17 protein-coding genes are annotated in these 24,736 nt (G+C 49.5%); 7 read left to right on the top strand and 10 right to left on the bottom strand.

Translation table 11 applies throughout. The annotated features are described in order from the left end of the window. Nucleotides 1-41 precede the first annotated feature (41 nt). From RQP52_RS25400 to RQP52_RS25355, 10 genes are all read right to left on the bottom strand, one after another. The gene (locus tag RQP52_RS25400; RefSeq protein WP_315954426.1) at nt 42-1,388 is read right to left on the bottom strand and encodes an extracellular solute-binding protein; all 1,347 of its coding nucleotides are present in this window, start codon (nt 1,386-1,388) and stop codon (nt 42-44) included. Nucleotides 1,389-2,062: 674 nt separating this feature from the next. Next, on the bottom strand, nt 2,063-4,366 hold the full coding sequence (locus RQP52_RS25395; protein WP_315954584.1) for a DUF4962 domain-containing protein: 2,304 nt from the start codon (nt 4,364-4,366) through the stop codon (nt 2,063-2,065). 17 nt (nt 4,367-4,383) lie between these two features. Beyond that, complete coding sequence (locus RQP52_RS25390; protein WP_315954425.1) at nt 4,384-6,402, bottom strand: heparinase II/III domain-containing protein; 2,019 nt, start codon at nt 6,400-6,402, stop codon at nt 4,384-4,386. After that, on the bottom strand, nt 6,399-7,166 hold the full coding sequence (locus tag RQP52_RS25385) for an SDR family NAD(P)-dependent oxidoreductase (RefSeq protein ID WP_315954424.1): 768 nt from the start codon (nt 7,164-7,166) through the stop codon (nt 6,399-6,401). Before RQP52_RS25385 ends, RQP52_RS25390 begins: the two co-directional genes overlap by 4 nt. A 579-nt stretch (nt 7,167-7,745) precedes the next feature. Next, nucleotides 7,746-9,593: a cache domain-containing sensor histidine kinase gene (locus RQP52_RS25380; protein WP_315954423.1), complete on the bottom strand. Its 1,848-nt coding sequence runs from the start codon at nt 9,591-9,593 to the stop codon at nt 7,746-7,748. Beyond that, the gene (locus tag RQP52_RS25375) at nt 9,590-10,630 is read right to left on the bottom strand and encodes a response regulator (protein WP_315954422.1); all 1,041 of its coding nucleotides are present in this window, start codon (nt 10,628-10,630) and stop codon (nt 9,590-9,592) included. Before RQP52_RS25375 ends, RQP52_RS25380 begins: the two co-directional genes overlap by 4 nt. Nucleotides 10,631-10,722: 92 nt before the next feature. Then, nucleotides 10,723-12,306, bottom strand: coding sequence for an extracellular solute-binding protein (locus RQP52_RS25370; RefSeq protein WP_315954421.1), 1,584 nt, complete (start codon nt 12,304-12,306; stop codon nt 10,723-10,725). Between the two features lie 161 nt (nt 12,307-12,467). Further along, nucleotides 12,468-13,349, bottom strand: coding sequence for a carbohydrate ABC transporter permease (locus tag RQP52_RS25365; RefSeq protein ID WP_315954420.1), 882 nt, complete (start codon nt 13,347-13,349; stop codon nt 12,468-12,470). A gap of 18 nt (nt 13,350-13,367) precedes the next feature. Continuing rightward, a complete protein-coding gene (locus tag RQP52_RS25360; RefSeq protein ID WP_315954583.1) occupies nt 13,368-14,300 on the bottom strand; it encodes an ABC transporter permease in 933 nt (310 codons plus the stop codon). Between the two features lie 808 nt (nt 14,301-15,108). Continuing rightward, a complete protein-coding gene (locus RQP52_RS25355; protein ID WP_315954419.1) occupies nt 15,109-16,140 on the bottom strand; it encodes a fatty acid desaturase in 1,032 nt (343 codons plus the stop codon). Between the two features lie 270 nt (nt 16,141-16,410). On the opposite strand from RQP52_RS25355, the gene RQP52_RS25350 reads away from it, so the two are divergent. The 7 genes from RQP52_RS25350 to RQP52_RS25320 all read left to right on the top strand — a co-directional run bounded on the left by RQP52_RS25350 (nt 16,411) and on the right by RQP52_RS25320 (nt 24,357). Continuing rightward, complete coding sequence (locus tag RQP52_RS25350) at nt 16,411-17,085, top strand: response regulator transcription factor (RefSeq protein WP_315954418.1); 675 nt, start codon at nt 16,411-16,413, stop codon at nt 17,083-17,085. A 3-nt stretch (nt 17,086-17,088) separates the two neighbouring features. Next, entirely contained in the window at nt 17,089-18,525 is a 1,437-nt protein-coding gene (locus RQP52_RS25345) for a HAMP domain-containing sensor histidine kinase (protein WP_315954417.1), read from the top strand. A gap of 43 nt (nt 18,526-18,568) precedes the next feature. Beyond that, nucleotides 18,569-19,354, top strand: coding sequence for a DUF3919 family protein (locus tag RQP52_RS25340; protein WP_315954416.1), 786 nt, complete (start codon nt 18,569-18,571; stop codon nt 19,352-19,354). 24 nt (nt 19,355-19,378) lie between these two features. Further along, the gene (locus RQP52_RS25335) at nt 19,379-20,413 is read left to right on the top strand and encodes an ABC transporter substrate-binding protein (RefSeq protein WP_315954415.1); all 1,035 of its coding nucleotides are present in this window, start codon (nt 19,379-19,381) and stop codon (nt 20,411-20,413) included. A 98-nt stretch (nt 20,414-20,511) separates the two neighbouring features. After that, nucleotides 20,512-22,170 carry an ABC transporter permease gene (locus tag RQP52_RS25330; RefSeq protein WP_315954414.1) on the top strand — a complete coding sequence of 553 codons (1,659 nt, stop codon included), beginning with the start codon at nt 20,512-20,514 and terminating at the stop codon, nt 22,168-22,170. Nucleotides 22,171-22,187: 17 nt separating this feature from the next. Further along, nucleotides 22,188-23,267, top strand: a complete 1,080-nt coding sequence (locus tag RQP52_RS25325) for an ABC transporter ATP-binding protein (protein WP_315954413.1) — start codon at nt 22,188-22,190, stop codon at nt 23,265-23,267. Between the two features lie 79 nt (nt 23,268-23,346). Further along, nucleotides 23,347-24,357 carry an extracellular solute-binding protein gene (locus RQP52_RS25320; protein ID WP_315954412.1) on the top strand — a complete coding sequence of 337 codons (1,011 nt, stop codon included), beginning with the start codon at nt 23,347-23,349 and terminating at the stop codon, nt 24,355-24,357. The last annotated feature ends 379 nt before the right edge of the window (nt 24,358-24,736 follow it).

The following is a 24,736-nucleotide window of genomic DNA, read 5'->3' as shown; positions in this document are numbered from 1 at the left end:
CTAAGGATAAATTCCGATTTGGCTGCTAAATGATTATTTATTTACTTTTTGTTCGTATCGTAAGCTGTTTGGTGCTCTTTGCCAACTTCAGCAGGATCTTTCTTCTGAACGAAGAGGTTTTGGATGCTTGCTAAGTGGCCTTGTGCTGTTCCTGGGTTCATTGTGTTATCGAACGCAAGGTCGCCGCCTTTAACTTGTTTGAACATATCCAGTACTTCCATCGCCATATCGGAGTATCCAGCTGCTTTGAAGTCACCGTCCACTTTTTGAGCGATACCTACTGCGCCTTTAACCGCGAATGCTTCTTTCGGGAAGTTCAACATGAAGTAGTTCAAGAAATCTTTGGTTTCTTTCAAGTGTTTGCTGTTTGCAGAGATTGCGAACGCGCTTCCTGGTGCAAGCATGAACTCGTCAGGGTTACCTTTACCTTTAACCGTTGGGAATTTGAATACGCCGACTTTACCGTTAACGGAAGAAGTCTCGATACCGCCTGTTGCCCATGAACCCATGTAGTACATAGCGGCTTTACCTGTTTTGAACAAGTTTTCACCTGCGTTGTAGTCAAAGGAAGTTGCGCCTTCTTGGAATGCGCCAGCTTGAATCAAGTCTTGGAAGCTGCTTACAGCATCCGTGAATGCTGGGTCTGCGAATGTTTTCTTGCCATCAACAACAGCTTGCAGGAAGCCAGGGCCGCCATTTGTGCGAAGCAGCACGTTCATGAACAAGAAGGAACCGGTCCAGGAATCTTTTTCACCGATAGCCATTGGCTGAATGCCTTTGCCTTTCAGTGTTTTTACAGCTGCGACCATATCTTCGAATGTCTTCGGTACTTCTACGCCGGCTTGTTTGAACAAGTCTTTGTTGTAATAAACGAGACCGATGTTGTTACCATCAGGCAATGCATAGATGTTGTTGTTGAATGTGTACCAGTTCAAAATGCCTTCTTGGAACGTGCCTTTCAGGCCGTTTTGCTCAACCATGTCGTTAAGCGGCGCGAACAATCCTGCGTCTACGAAAGGTTTCATTTGAGCGGATGGATTCACGATCGTGATATCCGGAACTTCTTTGGAAGCTGCTTGTGTTTTAAGCTTCAGCTTTTGTTGATCCGTGTTCAGGGAATCAAGTTCGATTTTGATGTTCGGGTTTTTCGTTTGGTAGTCGTTCACGATCTTTTTCAACATACCGTTTTTCGGATCTGTTGGATCGGGATATATGTTTTGGAACGTAATCGTTACGTTTTCTTTCGTTGTGTTTCCACCGCTTGGAGCTGCTGATGCGCTTGCGCCAGGTGCCGGTGTTGTTGTGCTGCCGCCTGCACCACATGCTGTTAAGGAGATAGCCAGTAAGCCTGCTGCTGTTAATTGAAGACCTTTATATTTTTTAATCAATGTGAATCCCCCTCGTTTGTTTGGTGAACTTGATGACCCTATTATCGCTCGAAATTGGCAACCCTTACAATGTGTGAACTTTAGGATTCATGTTTACTTTTTATAGGTTTATGTACCTGAATGTATCCTTTCAAGGGCTTGGGAAAGACCGGCGATAGGGTTTGAAGAGCCTTGAGTCGAGCTAGAGAAGCTATTGAAAATGCGTTGGAAAGCGTTGAAAATGTGACTGTCAAAGAGCGTGAAAGTACTGTTAAGGCATGAAGAGCTTTGAACGTTGAGCAAGGCTTGCCATCGCCCCGATATTCAGTAGGATACCCCGTATTGTTGATTGTAGTGACGTACAGAGGCGGTAAGATGTGGTTTGATATCGCAATTTTTGGGGGGCTTGCACGAGCAACTAACTGTAAAAACTGCCGCTAATCCAGCTAGCTTCGAGGTTTTATCTTAAATAAATGGAGTTTCTCACTTTAAATTCATGTAATAGCCCTGTTAAGCATAGAAACCCAGCAGTTTAGTTGGAGTTTTTCCAGTTAATTCATATTCACGCCTCAGTAACGCTCAAATAACGGTAGGTTTTACCACTATTATCTAATAACTCAACACAGCGCATGCCGTGAAAATAAAAAACGACCCTCCCGCCAAGCTGGCAAAGGAGAGTCGTTCTAATGAATAGACTAATAAGCCTTAGGCACCTCAACACGATGAGTGACGCCATCTTCCGTAAAGTAAATATGCGTATCGAACCCTTGATCGTCCATGAAATAGGACACGTACTTCGGCTCGCCATGCTTAATCGGCACAAGGAGCGTAGCGATCCGGTGGCTGCGCGCCGGCTTCGTCGTCGCCTTAAGATGCCAGTGCAGCGGCAAACCTTCGATCTCGCTCATGTCCACATCCGCGAAGCCCTCATGCTGCGTAAGCTCCAGCTCGCCGGAAGAGCAATAGACGAAGCGACCGTCCATATCGGCTTTGCGGCCTTGGACTTTGAAGGTCTGTCCGTTCAGCTTCATTTCGTACAGCGTCTGGAACAGCCAATCCACGGTGCCCGTCTGTGCCAGATCGATGTGATCCACGACTACAACATAAGTCCCAAAGAAGTACAGCTCGCGTACATACCGCTCCAGATAAGGAACATACTCCTTATACGCTGCTGTGGCATTGCTGCGGGAGTAGCCATAGCCTTTGCGCTGCTCAGCCACTTCAACGAACCCGTTCGCCGCCATGTTCAGTACTTTGTTCTTCTCCGCGTATTGACCAAGGCCGTCAATCAAAATATTATTCGTCGAACGCGTCTGTCTGCGCCAGTTCATGTGCATCGTGGAGCTGAACGCCACGTAGTAGCCGCTCTCAATCGCAAGCGGTTCACCATATGCGTGCAGCAGGAACCCGTTTTGGTCCCCATGGCTATGGCTGACTGAGCCATATTTGCTGCTCTTCGTAAGCAGCATAATGTGGCGCTCAGGATCCGCCATATTCGAGTGGAATGCGACCCAACCGATGTCGCGGAACCATTTTACCTGCTCGATATTCGCATCCGTTGGCACAATAGCATCCACTTGCGGATAGTCGTGACGGAAAACCATTTCGTCAAAGCGGAAGTCCCACCAGCCGTAATTGTAAAACTTCATTTCAGAATCGGTATCTGTCTCACGTACCCGCTCAAAATACCACTGATACAGGCCGTTCCCCGTAACACCGGCGAATTGGCGGATGTTGAAGCCTGTCTTCAGGCTTACAGGATCTCCCAATGTGGATTGATCGCCAAAGCTTGCGCGAAGCGTATCCGGGCTGAAAGCGTACAGCGGGAAATCACCCGTTTTCGTAAAAAATGGCCGTTTATAGAAGTTAATGCCCGTATATTTTTTCAGCAAGTTCATCGCTTCCGTAACAAAAGCCATCCCGGTCGTCCAATACATCGGACCTTCCGCCCAGCCTCCATCCGGCCCGCCCCAAGGGGAATAGATGCATGCATAGTATTCAAGGGTATAATCCAGCCATTCGCGTGCTTCCGGCTCTTCCTCTAACAAGGCAATGCAGCTCGGGACCAGCACACTGGAAAGCGAACGAACGGCGTGGCTGTCAAATGGCACGTGATGAATTTTGGAGTGATCTATCACATGCGTAGCAATCTGCCGGGCACGTGCAAGCAAAACCTCTCGCACAAGCTTCCGCTCAAGCTCCGTTAACCGCCCATGCAGCCAATCGTAGCCCCATGCAATCGTTCCAGTCATTCGGAAAGAGGCCTCATCGTTGTAATCCCGGCTTGTTGTGCCGTTGACATCCCAATTGCAGACGTGCAGCAGCCACGTTTTGGCACGGTCCAGCATCTCTTCGTCAGCCAAAATCGTTCCAGCTACCGCCAAGTGACGGATCGCATACAAGACTTCTTGCGTGTCCATGTACATTTGACGCCACAGCTTGGCAACACGTTTGTTGCCCGGATATGGCTGCGGCTCAGCGATAAATTCGCGATCCATCCACGGTTTAACAGACTTTTCATAAAAAACATCGAACCCGCAGTAAGTCGGATCAGCCTCCAGCTCGCTTCGGAAAGCTTCAACCTCAGCGGACTGGAGCCACAGCCGAGGGTGCTGCAATGAGGCTTCGGCATAACGGCGTTCCCGACTAGGCAGCGGAGTTTCCGGTAAGTCCGTTCCTACCTCAAAGCTTCTGACTTTACTCCAAGCCGTCTGCTCGCCGTTCTCTTGAAGGAGTGCGTAGCGCCAGTAGTAAGTTCCTGCTTCAAAGGCATCATCCGGTGTATATAAATTATAGGGAATCGGCTTGATCGTTTGCGTGTCAGCCTCGGAAAATACGTCCGACTGCGAAATTTGCAGCACGTAACGGTCATTCTCCAGTTGGGCCGGAATCCACGTGAAGCGTGGCGGGTTCTCCAACAGTTTAGTTTGCTCATTCGGTTCGTATTGTACGGTTAATACGCCGCTCTGCGGTTCGTATAATGGCGACAGGGTTGTCATCACGATGCTCCCTTCCTCTATATGAAAATCAAACCTTTATCTTCCGTAAGTTGAATGCGTGATGCACTTTCCGGTTGACCGGGTACGGTAATCTCAATTTCCTGCGTGGAAACACGGATAATTGAGGCGCTGCTATCTGCCCGATACACGTGGATGAAATCAGCTCTACGGTCATTACGACGGTGCAGGACGGCTGTCAGCGGCTGACTTGGGTCGATAGAATCTCCTGGCGTTTGTACCGCCAACAGCTCGTCGCCCGATTCTGCCAATGCTGTGTGGAACACGACGGTGTTCTCCCCGAGCGCATAAGACAACTGCAGTTGGCCTGCATCCGGCACCAGCCCGCCAATGATCGGAAGCTTCAGTTCAGCTATCGCGGAAGCGGAAGCATCTTTTTCTTTAATCCGAAGTGTGTACACCTCGTCCCGTTCTTCAAGCGTTCCTGTTAGAGGCTGAAAGGCAGGATGCATCCACCATTCTATGCTTCGCGCCCCTTCGGCAAGCTCAACCTGGAACCAATCCAGCAGCCATTCGTCCGTGAGCAGCAGGTGGCGATTCATCGTGCAGCCTTCGTAGGCTCCGGTGGATTGCAGCCAAGCGTAGACGGACTTCCCGTCATTAGCCGCCTCATAGCGAACGCAGCGCCCTTCATGCGGCGCTTGGGACATGCCGTCCAGCGACACCGTGTTGTGGCTGGACGTTTCGGCAAACCACGATTTCCGCATATGCGAGCCGTAAGGCACCATGCCAAAATCGGGAGTAAGCGTTTGCGCAGGGTGCATCAACGTCAGATGCAGCTTGTCGTAGTGACCATGGGAACCACCATGCTCGCCGAAATCGGCGAGGAACGACAGCGGGTTCCCCGCCACACGGCCGATGACGAATCCGGCATCCGGCCAGAGTCTTGAAGCCCGCGGAGCCGCAGGAGCCTGCGGGCGCTCGTCTGTGCCATAGAGCAGCGCCTCGAGCTGCTCGCCGCCGGCAGCGCCCAGCTGGCGGTACGCTTCGCGCAATACTGGCGCGAGGCCGGCAATGCCGTAGATCGCGAGCCCCTGCTCCGCGATCTCAGCGATCTCGCGGGCATAGGGAGCACGCGCGAGCGGCCCGTCATGCAGGGCAGGCAGCGCGCCCTGGTCGTCGGCCAGCTCGGCGAGCGCCTCCAGCATGCCGCGCATGGATTGGCCCTCTGCGCCTGTGACGGCGTAGAGGTCAATGCCGAAGCGCTGTGCCATCTCCGCAGCGATCAAGTACGCCCGAAGCACGAATACGTGGTAATACGTGCTCCCTTCGAATTCGAACTGATCGGGTTTCACGCCGATCGAGAGATGATGCTTGAAGCCGCCTTGGCCTTCAATCAGCGCTTCCAGCGCCGCTTGTTCGCCACGCGCGGCGTAGACGCAAGACAATGACGCGTTCAGCCAAGCGGTGTAATTGTTCTCCGCATTGTTCCGCTCATGAATAAGAATGTGCCGATATTCTTCCATACTCCCGGCAAGCAATCCCAAGAAGACGTCGATAGCCGCCTGCTCCTTCCCGTCGAACACAACGCCTTTATCGCGCAATAACAGGTAAGCGCGAATCAGGGTTGTGGACCAGATAGCCTCCGTGAGCGCTTGATGGAACGCGCGCCCTTTCAGCATCCAGCTTTGTGCTTCCGGATGCACGGGGTAGAGCGGGAACTGCTCGGCGTATTCGACGAGCAGTCTTTTGCTAAGCCGGGCATAGGAAACCTCGCCAAGCGCTGCATAGACAGCCGCTGCCTGCAACGCAACGCGTGCCAGCAACTGATGTTTAAAGACGAGCCAAGCGCCGCGGTAGGCTTCGCCTTCAATGCTGCAGCCGTGCGGGCACGCGAAATCGGTTGCGTCCACTTGCCCGTCATCGAACACCAGTTCGGTGTGATGATGTGGGCAAACATACTGGTGCCACCAGCCACCAGGTTCTTTCGGAATCGACAGGCTGCCGGCCTGCTGCAGCTTGTCGATTTCCTCTTTTAAGATATGGGCTATACGGTCCGATCTTAGCGCGGTACTCATCGCATCATCATCCCGCCGTTGATTTCGATTGTTTCGCCTGTTACATAAGAAGCCAAATCGGAAGCAAGGTAAAGCACGGCGCCAGCTACATCATCAGGTGCTCCTTCACGTCCAAGCGGAATGCCGTTAATGGTCGCTGTACGAGCTGCATCCGTTGTAAATGTTGCGTGGAACATCGTGTTCCCGATAAAGCCTGGGGATACGTTATTCACGGTAATGCCGCTTGCTGCGACTTCTTTCGCCAAGCCTTTAGAGTACGTAAGTACGGCTGCCTTGCTTGCTGCATATATGCTCGAACCCGGTCCGCCGCCGTTATGCGCAGCCACAGATGTCATGTTGACGATACGGCCGTAGCCTTTCGCTTTCATGCCGGCAAGCACTCTTTTGCACATGAACACGGTGCTTTTCAAGTTAACGTCCATAATGCGGTCGTACATCTCTTCAAACATTTCGGAATTCGGCACACGCTGTACCAAATGGCCTGCATTGTTGACTAAAATATCAATGGTGCCACCTAGCGCTTGCTCCACTTCACTTACGAGTCTATCGATCTGCTCGATATTCGTCACATCGGCTTGCACTAACACAGCTTCTCCGCCCGCCGCTTGAATCGCTGCGACAACTTCTTGCCCTTGTGCTACGTTGTTCAGGCAGTTCACGCCAACTTTTGCTCCATTGCTAGCCAAAGCCAGTGCGATGGCGCGTCCGATCCCCGCGTTTGATCCTGTTACCAGTGCAATTTTCCCCGTTAAGTTGATGTTCATATGAATTCCTCCCATGTTTTGTTTAAGATATATATGAATGGGAAATAAGAGCCTCTAGCGACTTCTATTCCCCGTTTACCAACGAAAATTTTCAGCGTTCGCCTTGGCGACTAGCGTCTCGATGAGTGTAACGGACTCAAGGAACGTTATATGAGTCTATTTGCTTCCTTGTTCAAGGCTAACGGACATGAGAGACTCTATTCCCACTTCAGAGCATAGAAATGCCATCATATCCAGCCAATAAGGACTACTGTGTCAGTTAAAATAGTTGGCGATAGACTTTTGACCCGATTAAGGTCATCTGCGTCCGTTAGCGTAGAAGGCCAGAGGCGGGGGTCCGTGGCGTAGCGGCATTAGCAACCCTTCCGCACCTGCTTATTTCTCTGACTTCTCGCCATCGTCACGAAGAAAGTTCATCGTGTTGCCTCAAGTGCTCTCAGATGTGCCTCAGCAGTACCTCAACGTGACTCCAGCGTTCCCCAGGCGTTCCTCCTCTGGCCCGCCAGCCCAGCTTCACCCTCTCATCTTGCCCGTAGATGGTCAGAGGCGTGGCGACGTGGCGGGATTGGCCCGCTTCCATCAGCTCCGCATCTTCGGCCGCGCCGTCTCCGGCATCGTCATCGTCAGGCACGAGCCGCGTCCCCACTCACTGTCGATCGACAGCCCGTAAGCCTCACCGAACACCATCTGTATGCGCCGATGCACGTTCATGAGGCCAATGCCGCCTCGGCGGGGCGAGCCGTTCTCTTCCGGCTCCGCCAATCGGTTCTGCTCCAGTTTCTTTCGCAGTTCCTCAAGCCGCTCCGGCTTCATACCGATGCCGTTGTCTTCCACAAAAACCTGGAACAAGCCGTTTTCCTTCTTGGCATTGATACGGATAAAGTGATGCGGCTCCACACCGTCCGGAAAAGCATGTTGAAAAATATTTTCAATCAACGGTTGCAGCGTCAGCCGAACCATTTTCTCCAGCAGCAGATATGGCGGGATCGCCACGTCAATTTCAAACTCTTTGCCAGTCCGATGCTGCAAAACAATCATGTAGTTGCGAACATGGTTCAACTCATTGGCTACTGTAATCTCTTCCAGGTTGGTCTGAACGGAATAACGGAGCATGAACGCCATAGCTTCCACCATTTCGGTGATTTCCGTCGAGTCCTGAACGATGGCATAACAGTTAATCGTTTCTAGCGTGTTATATAAAAAGTGAGGATTAATTTGCAGCTGCAGCGACTGGTATTCCGCCCGCTGGCGTTCCAGCTTCGTCTCCCCTAACTCCAGGGCATTTTTCTGCTGTTCCAGCTCCGCCTCGTAGACCCGTTCAATCATATCGGAAAGGCGCGTCACCATCAGGTTGTAGCTATGAATAAGTCCGCCGATCTCGTCCGTACGGCCCGATTCATCGATGTACTGCCAATTTCCCTTTTCCGTTTCTCTCATACTGTCTTTCAACCATCGGATCGGCGCAATAATCGAACGTCCGAAACGGGAGGCCAGCCATAACGCAATGGCGAGTGTAATCAATCCCACACTGATCGTTGTCGTTCGAATCGTATTCGCTGGACGCCTCAGCTCGTCAACCGGCATGGAAGCAACCAGATTCCAATCGGAGTAACCGGATTTGCGCGATACAAACATGCGCTCCTCACCGTCATACTTGTAAATGAAGGTCTGGTTGCCGCTTGCCAGCACATGCGAAGCCAAATCGTCCTGCGGCTTGCGCTCGCTCATGGAACGAGGGTAGATGTAGTTCCCGGCATCGTCTACGATGAAAAAGAACCCTTTTTTTCCCAGACTCACCCGATCCCACGTCTTCGCCAGCTCATCCAGTTTGATCTCGATGGCGACGACTCCGCGATTGGCATCCCCGTAAGAAGGTCCTCTTACTTTACGTGCCATCGTCACAACAGAGCCCTGATCCACCTCGCGAATGCTCATATTCAGCAGCGAGATTTTGCCGTCAACCGGCGTCATTTTCATCAAATAATCATATTTTTCTTTCACCAGTACGGGATCGAAGTTCAGCAAATTCTGATTTTCATAGATGACGGATCGCCCATGCTGACCAACCGCATAGATCATGTTCAACTGTTTATATAACGTCACAACGGAAATCACCGAAATACGTGCAAATTCCTTGATTTTTTCGCTGTAAACATAGTACTCGTACGAATCATCCGGTTTGATTTCCATAAATGCGCGCACATCCGAATTGGAGGAAAATGCGTTACTCAAAAGTTCATAGGCCTGCAAATAGCTATCCGTCTGATAGTTGGCACTGTCGATCATTTGCTCCATGTACTGCTTCACCTGGCCATCGAGCGCTCTGGAAGACTGCACATAGGAGAAAGCTCCAACCGATACGAGGGAGAGCACAATGACAATAAGAAAGTTGGAAAAAATTTGCCGTGACAGCGTCTTGCCTCTCATGTACGAATCCCCATCTGCTGGCGATACTCGGATGGAAGGCAGCCTTCATACTTCTTGAACGTTTTTGTAAAATGCGGGTGGTCAGCGTATCCAACTTCCCCCGAAATATCCGTGATGCGCCATTGCGGCTGCTCCAGCAGCTTTTTCGCTTTTTCCATGCGCCTGCGTGTGCGGTACTGAACGAACGTCTCCGAAGTGCTTTGCTTGAATAATTGGCTAAAATACGACGGGTTGAGTCCGATAAACTCAGCTACTTCCTCTAAGGAAACTTCCTCTGCGAGGTGCGTCTCAATGTATTGCTTCGCTACCTCCACAGGGTCTTTCAGCTTCCCTTTCCGCTTATTTCTCAGCTCATCCAAGTGGCCGTAGACTGCCCCGGTGAATCGTAGCCAAGCTTCCTCTTCGCTGACAGCTCCAGTTAAGGCAAGCTCGCCTTGCATGAGATAAACATCACGCACATTCAAACGTTGGTGCAGCAGGGTATGAATTTCCTCCAAAATATCGAGAAGCCGGTTCAGCTTCAACTTATAATCTTTGAGCTCTGTATAAATTTCTTCGAGCAAGCTGTCTAATTCCGCCTGATGCAGCATCCAGACCGCATGCTCCATGCGGCTTGCCCATTGTTCCAGCTTCGTTACGGCAACGAAAGATTCGGAGCTTACTTTGGACTTGGTACGGATCAGCTTCTCCAACACGTTCTGAAACCCTTTGATATTCACCGGCTTCAGCAAATACTCTTTGACGCCATAAGAAACACATTTCTGGGCATATTCAAAATCGCTATACCCGGAAATAACGACAACCTGGATGTCCGCATCCATTTCGGCAACGCGGGCACACAGCTCCAAACCGTCCATTTTGGGCATGCGAATATCGGTAAACAGGAAGTCAGGTCGATCCTCTTGAATCCGCTGTAAAGCGACAACACCATTCTCAGCCGTTCGCAGGCTTTCGATCGGCAGCTCCGACTGTTCGACTAGCTTTTGTAATCCTTTGCGTATCATCGGTTCGTCATCGACAATGAGGATGCGGTACATGAGGCGGCAGCTCCCTTCTTACCCTTCTGAAATGCCCGCTCCCCACGCGCTGGTGTGCTCGTGAGGAGTCGGTCATGCTCAATTGCTTGAGCTTATTTACGCGGCATCGACACAGTCGTACCGGAATCTTCGCTATTGAATTTCTCTGTAGCTTCCTTGATCACTTCGTTGCCGCCTTTGGACTTCCACTCTTCCAATACTTTCGGCCAATCGGAGATCGGCTCTTTGCCGTACACCATTTTGACCATGTGGGAAAGAATAACAGGAGGCGCTTGATCGGACAGCGGTGAAATGTCAGGATTTTTCATTAAGGACTCTAAGCGCGGCTCGAAGTTGATACCGTCGCGTCCTTCATTTTTCAAAGTCGTATCGTACACGTTCATTAATTTCTTGCCATCTTCTGTCATACTAAGTGTGCCTTTATTATAAGTTGTATCTTGAACCAACCACAAGAAGGATTGGCGGTAACGCTCTTCATCTACACCAGCAGAATCTGTCGGCGATTTGTAGTCGATTTTGCCGTCTACCGTTTTGTACGTGTCGCCTTCGATACCGAATGTGAAGAATTTCTCAGCTTCGTCAGACATCATCCAATCGTAGAATTTAATGATTTGCGCAGCATTTTTCACATTTTTGTTGATGAAGTAAGCACGCGGCGCAGGTCCGTACAAGTAGTGACCGCCTTTACCGTCCGGTCCTGTCGGAGATGCGATGATTTCGATATCGCCCGTTGGCACCGTCGTTTTCAACTGTGTTTCCCATTGCAGCATTTCATTGGCGTTCATGGACCACATACCTGCTTTACCGGCAAGGATCGTGTTTTTGAATACCGTTGCATTGATCGTAGCGAATTCTTTGTTGATCAATCCTTCGTCAAACATCGTTTTGTACGTTTGAAGCGCTTTGGTCATATTCTCTGTGTCGAAAAACTTCGGCAAAATTTGATCGCCGGACTTCTCAAACATGGAGAGATATGGATAGACGTCATAGGCTCCGAAGAAGGAATCCGCATATTTAAAGTTCTCGCGGCCCATGTAAGGGTTCTCAACGCCCATTTCTTTGAACTTGCGAAGTACAGCCATGTACTCATCGACCGTTTTCGGCACGCCTAGACCGGCTTTATCCAGCAAGTCCTTACGAACGAAGATCGCGCGGCGGGAAGGGTTCGACAAATACTCTGGAATCGCATAGATTTTACCGTTGTACGTTACGTTATCCCAAGCGTCTTTCGGCACTTTTTTCAGCAAGTTCGGGCCGTACTGCTTCAGCAAATCGTCCAGCGGCATGAATACGCCTGCTTTGACGGAGCCCGCCATTTCTTTCCCGTTTACACCGCCGCTTCCTTGAACAACATCAGGAATGTCGTTGGTTGCAAACATTTGGATCATTTTTTGTTCATATTCTTTGTGCGGAACAAGCACGATATTCAAATCGGAGTTTGTTAGTTCTTCGAGTTTCTTTACCCATTTGTCTTGGTTGATATCAGGTGACTTCTCCACGTGTCCGAATGCCAGTGTACGCAAGGAGATGGAGAACTTCGTTTTTTCCGCCGGCTTTGCGCTAGCCCCGTTAGCTGCTGCACTGGTTGCCGGTTGTTCTGCTGGCTTGGAAGAGCAAGCTGCCATCGTAGTGGCCAAGAGAACTGCGGCCATCGTCGTGGGAATCCATTTTTTCATTTCTACCCCTCTTTTCATTTCGCTAAAATATGACCTCATACACACACTCATTGTAAAAGCGTTTACAATTTGTCGATATGGGTTGTCTTTAGTTCGAATTGTATTTTTTTTAGAATGTTGTCAAAACTCGCCATCTCATACATGATTTCACAAATGATTCTTTATGATTTGACGGAGCCTACCATCATCCCTTTGACGAAATGACGCTGCAAGAACGGGTAAATCAGGATAATCGGGATCGTCGCGATAATAATCGTCGCCATTTTGATACCCTCCGGATCCATATGAGCCAGTCCGCTAAATTGCGATGAGTTAGGATCGATACTGATATCTTCGGATACAATGAGCTGGCGCAGCTTCACTTGAAGCGGCCATAGTGCTGGTTTGTTGATATAGTAGAGCGCGCTTTGATACGTATTCCAGTGGCCTACGGCATAGAAAATCCCAAGGGACGCCATAACCGGCTTGGATAGAGGAAGCACGATGTTCCAGATCATTCTGAGCTCCGAGCAGCCGTCGATCCGGCCGGAGTCAATTAATTCGCTAGGGATCTGCAGGAAGAACGATCTCATCACGAAAAAGTTAAAGGCGCTGATCGCACCTGGAATCATAAGAGCCCAAAGCGAGTTCGTCAGATGCAAGTTTTTCATCAAAATAAAGTTAGGAATTAATGGTGCTGTAAAGACCATCGTAATTAGAACCATAATCACAACCGCGTTGCGTCCGGCATACTCGGGGCGCGACACCGGATAAGCCAGTGAAGCTGTTGCAATCAAGTTGATGAGCGTGCCCACTACCGTAATATACACGGTTACTCCGAAAGAACGCCAGATGGCCGCGTCGCTAAACACGTATTGATAGTTGATCGCTGTAAATTGCACCGGCAGGAACAAAACCTTGCCATTCACGATAGCTTGAGATGAACTGAACGATTGAGCCAGCACGTTTAAGAACGGCAGGAGCATCGCCAATGATAAGAGAGTTAGAAATACGACATTAACTATGTTAAAAACTTGCCAGCCGGCTGTCGGCTTGCGATTCATATAGCGTTCACCTCCGTCTTAATACAAGCTTTCACCCGTTGTTTTTTTACTGAGCACATTACCCGTTACAATAAAGATGACACCTACTATGGCTTTGAAAAGACCGATGGCCGTTGTATAGCTGAACTGTTGGCCTAATAATCCCGCGGTATAAATGTAGGTATCCAGAATTTCACCATTTTCTTTATTCAGCGGATTCAAGAACACATACACGCGCTCGAAGCCGAAATCTAAGAATTTACCAATGTGCAGCAGGAACAAAATCATAATAGTTGGCAGCAGCGATGGAAGCGTGATTGAAATGGTTTGTCTCCAACGGTTGGCACCGTCCACTTCCGAAGCTTCATATAAATCCGGATTAATTCCCGCAAGCGCTGCCAAATAAATAATCGTGCCGTAACCCGAATCCCGCCAAATCCCTGACGAGATGAGAACGGTGCGGATCCATGATTCTTCGCCCAAGAAATAAATCGGTTCAAACCCCAGCCAAGCGATGAAGTGGTTCACCGCACCAGTCGAAGGGGAAAGAATGCCGATGGCAATCCCGCTCACGATAACCCATGACAGGAAGTGAGGCATGTATACGACCGTCTGGAGAACGCGCTTGTACAGCACAACGCGCAGCTCGTTAAGCAAGAGAGCCAGGATGATTGGCGCAGGGAATGCAAGCACTAAATCGTAGATACCGATTAAGACTGTATTTTTCAAAATTTTGATAAAATCATAATGGGCAAACATGCGTGTAAAATGTTCTAAACCCACCCATTTGCTTCCGGTGAAGCCGTCAAAAATGTTGTAATCCTGAAAGGCAATAACTGAACCCAGCAGCGGTACATACTTGAAAATAATAAAATATAAAATCCCTGGAACTGATATCAGATACAGCGCCCTATACTTCCAAAACGTTCGCAGAAAGGACTTGCCCTTTTTCGTCTGCGCACGCTTATTCATCTGTTCTACCGCTTGCGCGCCTACCGCCATCATCTAGCCCCCCTCACTATTTCTTCGTCGATGTTATACCCCTATGGTACCTTCCTAAAGCGCTTGCAACAATGGAATGTCTTTTCACCGACTTGTGTTTTTTTTAGGTTGTCGTGTTCAATCATTTCAGACTCTACTGGCCTCCATGCCCGGCTATATTGCGCTTTGTGCAATGAAAAGGCTGATTGCTTGCGCCTAGGCTGTCCTACGTTGCACTTTGTGCAACGAAAAGGCTGATTGCGCACACCTGAAGCACTCTACGTTGCACTTTGTGAAACGATTTCATTAAATTAGCTACTCTAAGAGCCACTTTAGGTGAAATGATTGTACTTTGTGCAATGAGAGTAAGGCTTGTGCTGTTTATGCGGCTTCTACGTTGTAGAAAGTGCAACGTAGATATGTGACGCAGGCGGCTCGAGTGTCCCCCCTCTCCCGCCACTTCAAGTTCCATTGGAGAGTTTCCAATGAAAACACACTTTATCGTCTTAATTCCTCCGCTCCTTTGGATGAAATCCACTCACTCCTCGCAAAATTGACTCATATTAGCGCCAAATCGAACACCTCGTTGGATTTAGTCCAACGAACCGGGTCTAAAAGCACCCCAAATCGCCTTTTCATTGGATTTCATCCAACGAGGCTCAAAACACATTAATGAACGCCCCGCCCAGCTCGCGGCCGCGGTCCATCTCCCAATCTCCATCCACCGACCACAAACACAATAAAAAAGCCAACAATCAAAGTAGATTCTCTACTTTAACTGCCGGCTCTGCCTTATAACCTAGTCCATTTCCAACGTTTTGACGAGGCTTCTCTTCACTTTTATAGGCTTCAAATCCTTAAAACGGATGAATTTTTTCGTATCTTCGCACCAAATACGGAATTTGAGCGATTCCAAGCTCGTCATGAGCGTAATCGTCTGCACGTTGCGCAGCACAGCGTTTTTGTTATGAACCTTTTCCAAGTAATAGTTCGGAACTCGCGGGCTCAGGTGATGAATATGGTGAAACCCGATATTCCCCGTGATCCAATGCAGCACTCTAGGCAATTTGTAAAAAGAACTGCCATGCATCGCCGCTTTGACATAGTCCCACTCAGGTTCATTTTCAAAATAAGTCTCTTCATAGTTATGCTGCACATAAAACAGCCAAATGCCCATCATGCCCGAAACGAAAAACATCGGTCCTTGAATAAGCAGCACAGACTGCCACCCAATCGCCCAGCACAATAACGCTAAACTTCCCACGATGCTAACATTCGTAATATACGTATTCATGCGTTCTTTCATTCCCGCACGCTTGCGGTTAAAACGATAATCTATAAGAAAAATGAAGATCGGTCCAATAATGAACATGATCAGCGGATTGCGGTACAGCCGGTAGGTAAGTCTTTTTTTCCATGAGGACTTCTGATATTCATCAACCGTCAACGTCCAAATATCGCCTACACCTCTGCGGTCCAAATTGCCGCTGGATGCATGATGAATCGAGTGCGTGTAACGCCACTGATGGTAAGGGACGAATGTCAGAATTCCTGTCAACGTACCGACAATTTCATTAGCCCATTTATTTTTGAAAAATGATTTGTGACAGCAATCGTGGAAGATGATAAAGATGCGCACCAAAAAGCCTGAGGCGATAATGTCAATTACTAGCGTAAGCCAAATCGAGACGGAAAGGCTTAAATAAGCGAAATACCATAGTGCAAAAAAGGGAATTACCGTATTCAAAATTTGCCAGACGCTATGCCTCATATGCGGTCTTTCGTAGGGCGCGATGTCAGAACGCCATCCGTTTTTATCATCATGTTTCATTCAGTTTAGAACTCCTTCTCTCCACATCGTGTCGGATCTGATTTGTTGTCACCTGTTGTAGTACGTTGCAGATCAAATTAAGTTCCCTAATACGGAAAGAAATATTACATCGCACTTTCATCATACGGTTGAAAACGCTTTTTGTAAAATGCAATATAAGTCAATCGTATTTACATAGCTCGTCTGTTGTGTAGAATGTATACACATAGATGATGCCTAATCAGACATACGTACGATATGCAAAATGACTGCCGGAAAGGAGCTTTCCAAATGACGATATTAATTATTGAAGACGATTCCAGTATTCAAATGCTGCTCAAATTAAGCCTGGAAGTTGAGGGTTTCCACCCTATCGTAGCCGGTACCGTCGCCTCCGGTCTCGACGTGCTCGCCGCGCAGCCGATTGATTTAATCTTGCTGGATCTGATGCTGCCGGATCAGTCGGGGTTTGAGCTTTTGAAAACGCTCCAACAAGCTTATAAAGATATACCTGTTATCGTACTTACAGCGAAAAACGAAATGAACGACAAAATATTAGGCTTCCAGCTCGGCGCCGATGATTATTTGACCAAGCCCTTTGAAACACGGGAGCTTATCATGCGAATTCGGGCCGTTATGCGTCGAATGACCCCGGATACCACTACACATGCGGTCGATATCCTCCAAGCCGGCGTCATAGAGATCGATCGGAACGAGCGGTCTTTGAAAGTGGCGGGCCAACTCGTCAAAACAACCAGCAAAGAGTTCGACTTCCTCTGGTTGTTGTGTAAAAATCCGAAAAAGGTGTTCACGCGAGAGCATATTTTGGACCAGGTATGGGGGTTCGAATACTACGGACAAACCCGCTCCGTCGATATGATGGTGAACCGGCTCCGCGAGAAAATGAAACCCCACGATCATGTGCTGGCCACGGTTCACGGCATGGGCTACAAGCTGGAGGTTTAAGCCATGAAGCTGCGCAACAAGCTGTTCATTCAGCACACCATTACGATCATCATGCTGCTGGCCGCGATGTATGTGGTCGTAAACTATACGCTAAGCAAAAGTATGATTGAGCGGGATACCCAGACGCTTAGTCAATATTACGACCTCCACCGCATCGAGGCGTTAAAAATTGTAAACGATAAAAAAATTAGCATCGAGCAGCTTTTTTCCGGGACGTATGCCCCGCTGATCGCCTCACACCTTGCCGCCAACAGCAACTTCCAAGTCCAGCTGTTTGATCCGGAGGGCACCATTATCGGCGATAGCGGAAATCGGGAAGATCTGGTGAAGCGAAGCGATATCGACGCTGCACTCGCAGGGCAAACCGCCACCGTCATTACGGAAGGTGAGAACAGCAAGATGCTTATCTATGCCTCTCCTTTCCTTTACGAAGGCAAAATTGTCGGCGGGTTCCGCTACCTGCTTGATTTAAACAAACACGAAGAAACCCTGTCCGCCATGAGGACCTGGTTTATTGGCGTCGCACTGGGCTGCCTGCTTGTCGCTTTGCTCGCGAGCTACTCGTTCTCTTTCTTCATCATGCAGCCGCTGCACGCCTTACAGCAAGCTTTGAAGCTAGTAACCGTAGGCGATTTCAGTCGAAAAATAACCGTACGCAGCCAGGACGAGGTGCGGGAGCTGGCCGATGACTTTAATCAAATGTCCGAGGCGCTGCAAGAACATATCGAGCTGCTCCATTATGAGCAGAGCAAGCAGAAAAAATTTTACGACAATGTCACGCACGAGTTGAAAACACCGCTAACCTCCATCATCGGTTTCTCCGATCTGATTGATAAAATGGAGCACATCGATGATATTCGAACCTGTAATGTATACATCCGCAAGGAAAGCACGCGATTGCTGCAAATGGTCGAAGAGCTGCTGCAAACGTCACTCAAAGGCGATGAGGCTTGGCGGGTGCAGCTTGAGCGTACAGACTTGGCCGCGATCTTGACGGATAGCTTGCGCATTTTAGAACCTACACTCCATAAATCGGCCATTACCACTGCTGTCCAAGTAGTACCATGTGAGGTATACATGGATCCAAAACGTACACAGCAAGTTTTGTTCAACGTTATAGAAAATGCAATCAAGCACAGTGACTGCACGCAGCTGAACGTACGGTTGGAGCAGCAGGAATACCACTGTCTCGTGCGCATTACCGATAATGGCAAAGGCATGGACGAAGAGGAAACGCGCACGCTGTTCCATCCTTCTGCCGAAAAAGCCGAGCGGCCTGTATCCGCCCACTCGCACGGGCTTGGACTGCTGCTTTGCAAGCAATTGATGGAGCTGCAAGGTGGCGACATCACCGTTCACAGCCGTGAGGGAAGCGGAACGGAAGTCATTTTGAGCTTCCAAATGGAACCTGTACGCCCCCAAAGTCTGTTACAAAATTGATACAAATCGATGATTTTTCTGAGATAAAAGGAGAGTAATCTACATGCAAGAGGAGAAGAAAGGGCTTTCATGGTTGCGTCTCATCTTATTGCAAATGGTAATCGGTTGTACGCTGATCGGCATTTTTGCTTATGTATTCCGAATTGGAGTCGATGAAGTTCGAACGGTTCCGAAGGACCCGAACAGCCGTGACATGTTCGACGGCGTTCCCATGAGCATGAATGTCACATACCCGGGTATCGGCACCATCTCCATTGATGATCCCAAAGAGTTGATTGCATGGAAAGCTTCGTTCACACGTTTATTAAACGGAGGCGGGCAGCCCACTCATGCAAACGCTTCACGGCTGCTGCTGACAGGCTCCATGGCCTACTTGGATCAAGAGGATGTGCCGTTCCAAATCGGGACCAGCGGCTTTCGTTTCGGCAGTGACTTGGTGAACTCGCTGGATACTAGCGCGGAGATCCGCAAACTGCAAAACATGCTGATCGACAAAACGCTCACCGCAGAAACCGTCAGCAGTGTGATTGCGAACCCGGTCCATCAAGTATTTCGCTTGCAGGAAGGCGTTCTTGCCGCGTTATCCGAGGCGGATCGGACTGCGCTGACAGCACAGATGCGAACGGCGGTCCGGTTGATCGACTTCAGCCATTTTGACTTCATGGCGGAGCGCCCGAGCGCTCACTATGTTGTACAGCTAAAGGATGAAGCTGCGAGCGGGAAGCATTGGCTGCATATCGATCTCTATGACAACGCTTACTTCATTGTTTTTGATTTGCTGGACGAAACCAACCATAAAGCCTATTTCAAGTTAAGTGACGCCTCCTAACCTATCGAGGGGATGGTTGATGAAATGGCTAGAAAGAAAAGTAACAGCTCCGTTATGATTTTATCCGTTATTGTTGTCGTGCTTGTCGCAGGATTCTTCCTGTACAAGTCTGGTGTTTTTGGTGGGAAAGCGAAAGGTAAAATTACCGTTTATTCCATTTTCCAAGAAGAAGAAGCGCGTAAGATTCTGGATAAATTCAAGGCAGAGACCGGAATCGATTATGACGTTCTTCGTCTTCCGAGCGGTGAAGCCGTGACACGCGTTCAAAATGAAATGGGCAAACCCCAAGCGGACTTCCTCATGGGCGGTCCGGCAGATTCGCACGAGGTATTGAAAAAAGCCGGCGCACTGGAGAATTACATTTCTCCGAACGCCAAAGATATCCCAGACAATATGAAAGATAAAGAGGGTTCTTGGACTGGTTTTTACCTGAATCCAATTGCTATCGGCATCAACGAGCAGCGTTGGAAAGAGAAATACGCTACCGCGCCTTATCCGCAGACGTTCCAAGAGCTGCTTGACCCTAAATTTAAAGGCGAAATCGGCATGTCCGATCCGGCAACTTCCGGTACCGCTTACACAGCCGTTGCCTCCCTGGCGCAAGTATGGGGCAAAGACAAAATGCTGGACTATGTAGCCAAACTGCTGCCTAACCTGAAAGAAAGACCGAAGTCAGGGATCGAGCCGATTCAAAAAGCGGCTAAAGGAGAGTACACCATCGGTATCACCTTTCTTGGCGATCAACTGAAAATGAAGAATCAGGGCAGCCCGATTATTTCGATCGTTCCGGAAGCCGCAGGTTATGAAGTTGGCGGACTGGCTATTGTCAAAGGCGGCGCAAACACCGAAGGCGCCAAGAAACTCATGGATTTCATGCTAACGAATGAACCTGGACTTCTTTATACCGAATCGGCTTTCGCAAGCTCCGTGAAACCTACGGTACCGATTCCTAAAGGCGGTATCGACATCAAAACAACTAAATACAATACAAGCTACAGCTTATGGAAAGCTGCCGAGCAGCGTAAAGAGCTGCAGGACGCGCTCAAGAACCTCAAATAAGAAAGCGTTTCCAGGGCATTGGTGCCGCATATTCCCGGATCTTCTGCGGACCAATGCCCCTCTAAACCAAGAATGTGGAAGGCGGTCGTGAGCCCCTTATGATTATAGAAAAAAAAGGCATGAGCACCTCGATCAGCAAGCTGGTGAAAGATCCCTCCTCGCTGATCCTCGTACTCATCAGTTTCGCCATACTCTGTCTCTTCGTCATTTATCCGCTTATATATGTCATTGCCTTGCCGGGAGCGACGGATTGGACGACCTTCTTCAGCAAAAGCCGTTACGGCACCGCCCTGTTGAACACGGTCGTCAGTTCCTCCCTTTCCGCACTAACGGCAACGGTTTGCGGTTTTATTTACGCTTATTCGATTCATTACAGCAACATTGTGGGGAAAAAGTTTTTCCGGTTTATCGCCTTTCTCCCGATTCTCGCGCCTTCCGTTATGACCGGCCTGGCCTTCTTGCTTCTATTCGGCAGAGGCGGCATGGTGTCGCAAACACTCAAAGCCTGGTTCAACGTCGAGCTTGATTTATACGGCTTGCCGGGCCTCTGGATCGTACAAACGATCTCTTATTTCCCGCTTGCCTACATGACCATTACCGGCGTTCTACGCTCCATATCGCCTAATCTGGAAATCGCCGCCCAGAACCTGGGGGCACGCGGCTTCAAGCTTTTCCGCACCATTACATTTAAATTAGCGCTGCCGGGTGTTATCAACGCTTTCCTGCTCGTGGCGATCAACTGTTTTGCCGACTTCGGAAATCCCAAGCTGATTGGGGGCAACTACTCCCTTCTGGCTGTTGAAATTTACGGAGAAATTATTAATAACGAGCCTGGCCTCGCATCCGTGATGGGCATCATTCTCGTGATTCCCGCCCTGCTGGTTTTCGTCATTCAAAGCAAACTGCTGTCCAAAGGCTCCTATTCCACGATAACCGGAAAACCCGTTTCCGGACTAAACCGAGTCAAAACGTCCCGCAAAACGGACATCCTTCTCTTTATTTTTAACAGCATCATGACGCTTTTCATCCTGTCGATGTTCGCGATTACGATCTTGTTCGCGTTCACGAAGAACTTTGGGAGAGACAACACATTTACACTGAGTCATATCACGAAAATGGTGTTCAACCCTTCCAGCCCCGCTGTTCTTAACAGCTTGGTACTGTCGCTCATCGCTTCTATTCTAGCCGTCGGCTTCGCCTTAGTCCTGGCTTATGTCGTAGTGCGCAAGCCTTTTCCAGGTAAAAAAATGCTCGATTTCACGGCTGTTCTGCCCATTGCTTTGCCGGGGACATTCGTAGGTTTGGCCTTGATCGTTGCCTTCAGCAACGGACCTATCATGCTTCAAGGCTCCGCCATCTTGATTATCGTAGCCATGCTGCTTAAACAAATGCCTGTTGGGTATCGGGGACTCACCGCCTCCTTCAAGCAGGTAGATAAATCCATCGAGGAAGCAGCCACCAATCTCGGAGCGGACAGCCGCCGTACACTGACAACCATTGTGTTCCCGATGCTGCAAAAGACCATTGTCGCCAACTTCGTCTACGCTTTTATGAAAAACATGAACACCTTAAGCACCATTGTCTTTCTGATTACGCCCAAATGGGTCGTCGCCGCCGTATCGATCTTCAACTACGCTGAGACCGGGACTTACTACTGGGCAGCCGCTGTTGCTGTCGGATTGATGGGAACTACACTGGCTACGCTCGGTGTAATGAAGCTCATTTTCCGCTCGAAGGTGAAAATATTTGATTTCTAGATAAGGAGTGAGAAATGATGAGTTCACAAGTTTTATTGGATTTAAAAAATGTTAGTAAAGTGTTCGGCAGCAACCACGTTCTCAAACAGATCGATTTGCAAATCGAACGCGGAAAGTTCATTACGTTTCTCGGACCTAGCGGATGCGGAAAAACAACACTGCTGCGCTCCATTGCAGGCTTTTACACCATAGATGAGGGTGAAATTAAAATAGACGGCCAGCTCGTCAACGATCTGCCGCCCTATAAACGCGGAACGCCGATGGTATTCCAAGAGTACGCTTTGTTCCCGCACATGACCGTGTTCGATAATGTCGCATACGGGTTGGATATTCAGAAGCGCCCCGAGGCGGAAGTGCAAGAACGCGTAAAGACAGCGATGGCCAAAGTGAAGCTGACCGGTCTGGAGGAGCGCTACCCGCATGAGATGTCCGGCGGTCAGCAGCAGCGCGTGGCTATGGCTCGTGCACTGGTCATGAACTCCCCGATCATCCTGTTGGATGAGCCGCTCAGCAATCTGGATGCGAAGCTGCGCGAAGAAGTCCGCGTAGAATTGCGCAGCATTCAACAAGAGCTTGGATTAACCGTCATCTACGTTACCCATGACCAACTCGAAGCTTTGTCGATGTCCGACTCCATCGTTGTTTTTAATAAAGGTGCGATTGACCAATATGGCACGCCGCATGAGATCTACTACAAGCCTCGCACACCTTATGTCGCCGATTTTATTGGTACAACCAATTTCGTTGATGCTATTGTGCGCGAAGTGACGGGTAGTACGGTCATAGTGGAGTACGGCGCGAGTGGCCGTACAGCCAGCGTAACGACGGATGAAGTTCTGGCACCAGGCGAGAAGGTGCTGCTTAGTATTCGTCCGGAATCCATGCGGATTAATGCGCCGGAGGCTGGGAGTTTTGCCGTTAGCGGATTCGTAAAATCATCGATGTTCCTCGGTGAGAAAGAGCGGTATTTCATTCTGGACGATAATATGAAAGAATGGATTGTTGATGCCTATGACATCGGATTAACCAGGTTTCAAGGGAATGTCACGATCCATGCCGGTGACGATAAAATTCATTTAATGAAGATACATGAATAGGACATAAATACAACTAGCAGCTTGGCTGAAAAGGGGAACTTTGGTTTCCTTTTTTGGCTGTTCAGGAGGGATTTGCATCATGTGGAAAAAAAGTCTGCTCGTGCTCCTAGCGGGGATCGGGGTTTTCCTTGGTTTTCGCTTCATGGGGGAAAAGAAAAGCAATCAGCCGCTCAAAGTGTATGTGATCTTCCAGGAAGATGCCGGGCGGATTTTGCTCGAAACGTTTAAGGAAAAAACAGGCCAGTCCTACGACATCATCCGGATGTCAAGCGGCGAAGCCAGCTACCATCTGCTGACGCTGGGTAAAACCGGCATCGACGTAGTCCTCGGCGGCCCTGCCGATCTGCATGAGCAGCTCAAAAACAAAAGCAAATCCCTTCGCTACTCCCCAGCAGCTGCAAGCAGCATTCCAGCTACATACAAAGATGCCGCCGGCTACTGGACCGGCATGTACATGGGGGCGCTCGCCATTGGCGTGAACCAGACCGTCTGGCAGCAGGACCCTCAGCTGAAGGGTCTGCCGCTACCGCAGCGGTACGAAGATCTGCTGCGACCCGAGCTCAAGGGCAAGATCGAGATTCCCGACCCAGAGACGTCGGGAACCGGCTACACGCTGCTCGCTTCTCTTGCCCAGCAGCGCGGCGACAGCGAAGCGATCGCTCTAATGCAGGCGCTGAAGAAGCAGAGCGCCTCCATGACGTTCGCCGGCAACACGAGCGCGCAGCATCTGGCGGAAGGCGAGATGGCGGCGGCCGTCTCGTTCTTGAGCGACCAGCTGCGCTTCAAAAACTCCGGCTACAACATCTCCTCCTTCATCCCGCCGCAGGCCGGCTGGGAGATTGGAGCCGTGTCGATCCTGAAAGGCGGTAACAATACCGCTGCGGCTAAGCAGCTCGTCGATTTCATGCTGTCCCGCGAGGTGCAGACGGATTACATGAACACCGCCTTCTCCTTTCCTGTGGCACCGGATATTCCGGTGAACCCGCTCCTTGCACCAGTGAAGCTGGAGAATCTGCTTGCTAGCTACCGCTTCGATCTAGCTGCGCAGCAGCATGAGAAGCTGCTGAGCGCGTGGCGAACGGCAGAGTAACGGGGGATGAGCGCTGGCAGCCCCCTGAGCTCCAACATGATGAGCCCCATTTGGCCTTAGCTCTTCCCTATGTTGTACTTTGTGCAACATAATGAGCCCCATTTGGCCTCTGCTCATCTCTATGTTGTACTAAGTACAACAATTTCGGCTAAAACAGGCTGTTTAGGGGGCTTTTGGGTTAGATCATTGTATTTTATACAATGAAAAGCGGGTTTACACGGTGCAGACCTCATTTATGTTGCAGAAAGTGCAACGAGATCATAACGCTGGCTCAATTGAGGGTGCCGCTCTCGATTTCGAGAGCCCCTTCTCCGTTTCATTGGACGATTTCCAATGAAACCATCATCTACAGGTGCAAATCCCACTTTTCATTGGATGA

Origin of the sequence: Paenibacillus violae (genome assembly GCF_032461945.1) — a bacterium.
GTDB classification, from domain to species: domain Bacteria; phylum Bacillota; class Bacilli; order Paenibacillales; family NBRC-103111; genus Paenibacillus_E; species Paenibacillus_E violae.
This window is presented reverse-complemented; position numbering and strand designations above follow the sequence as displayed.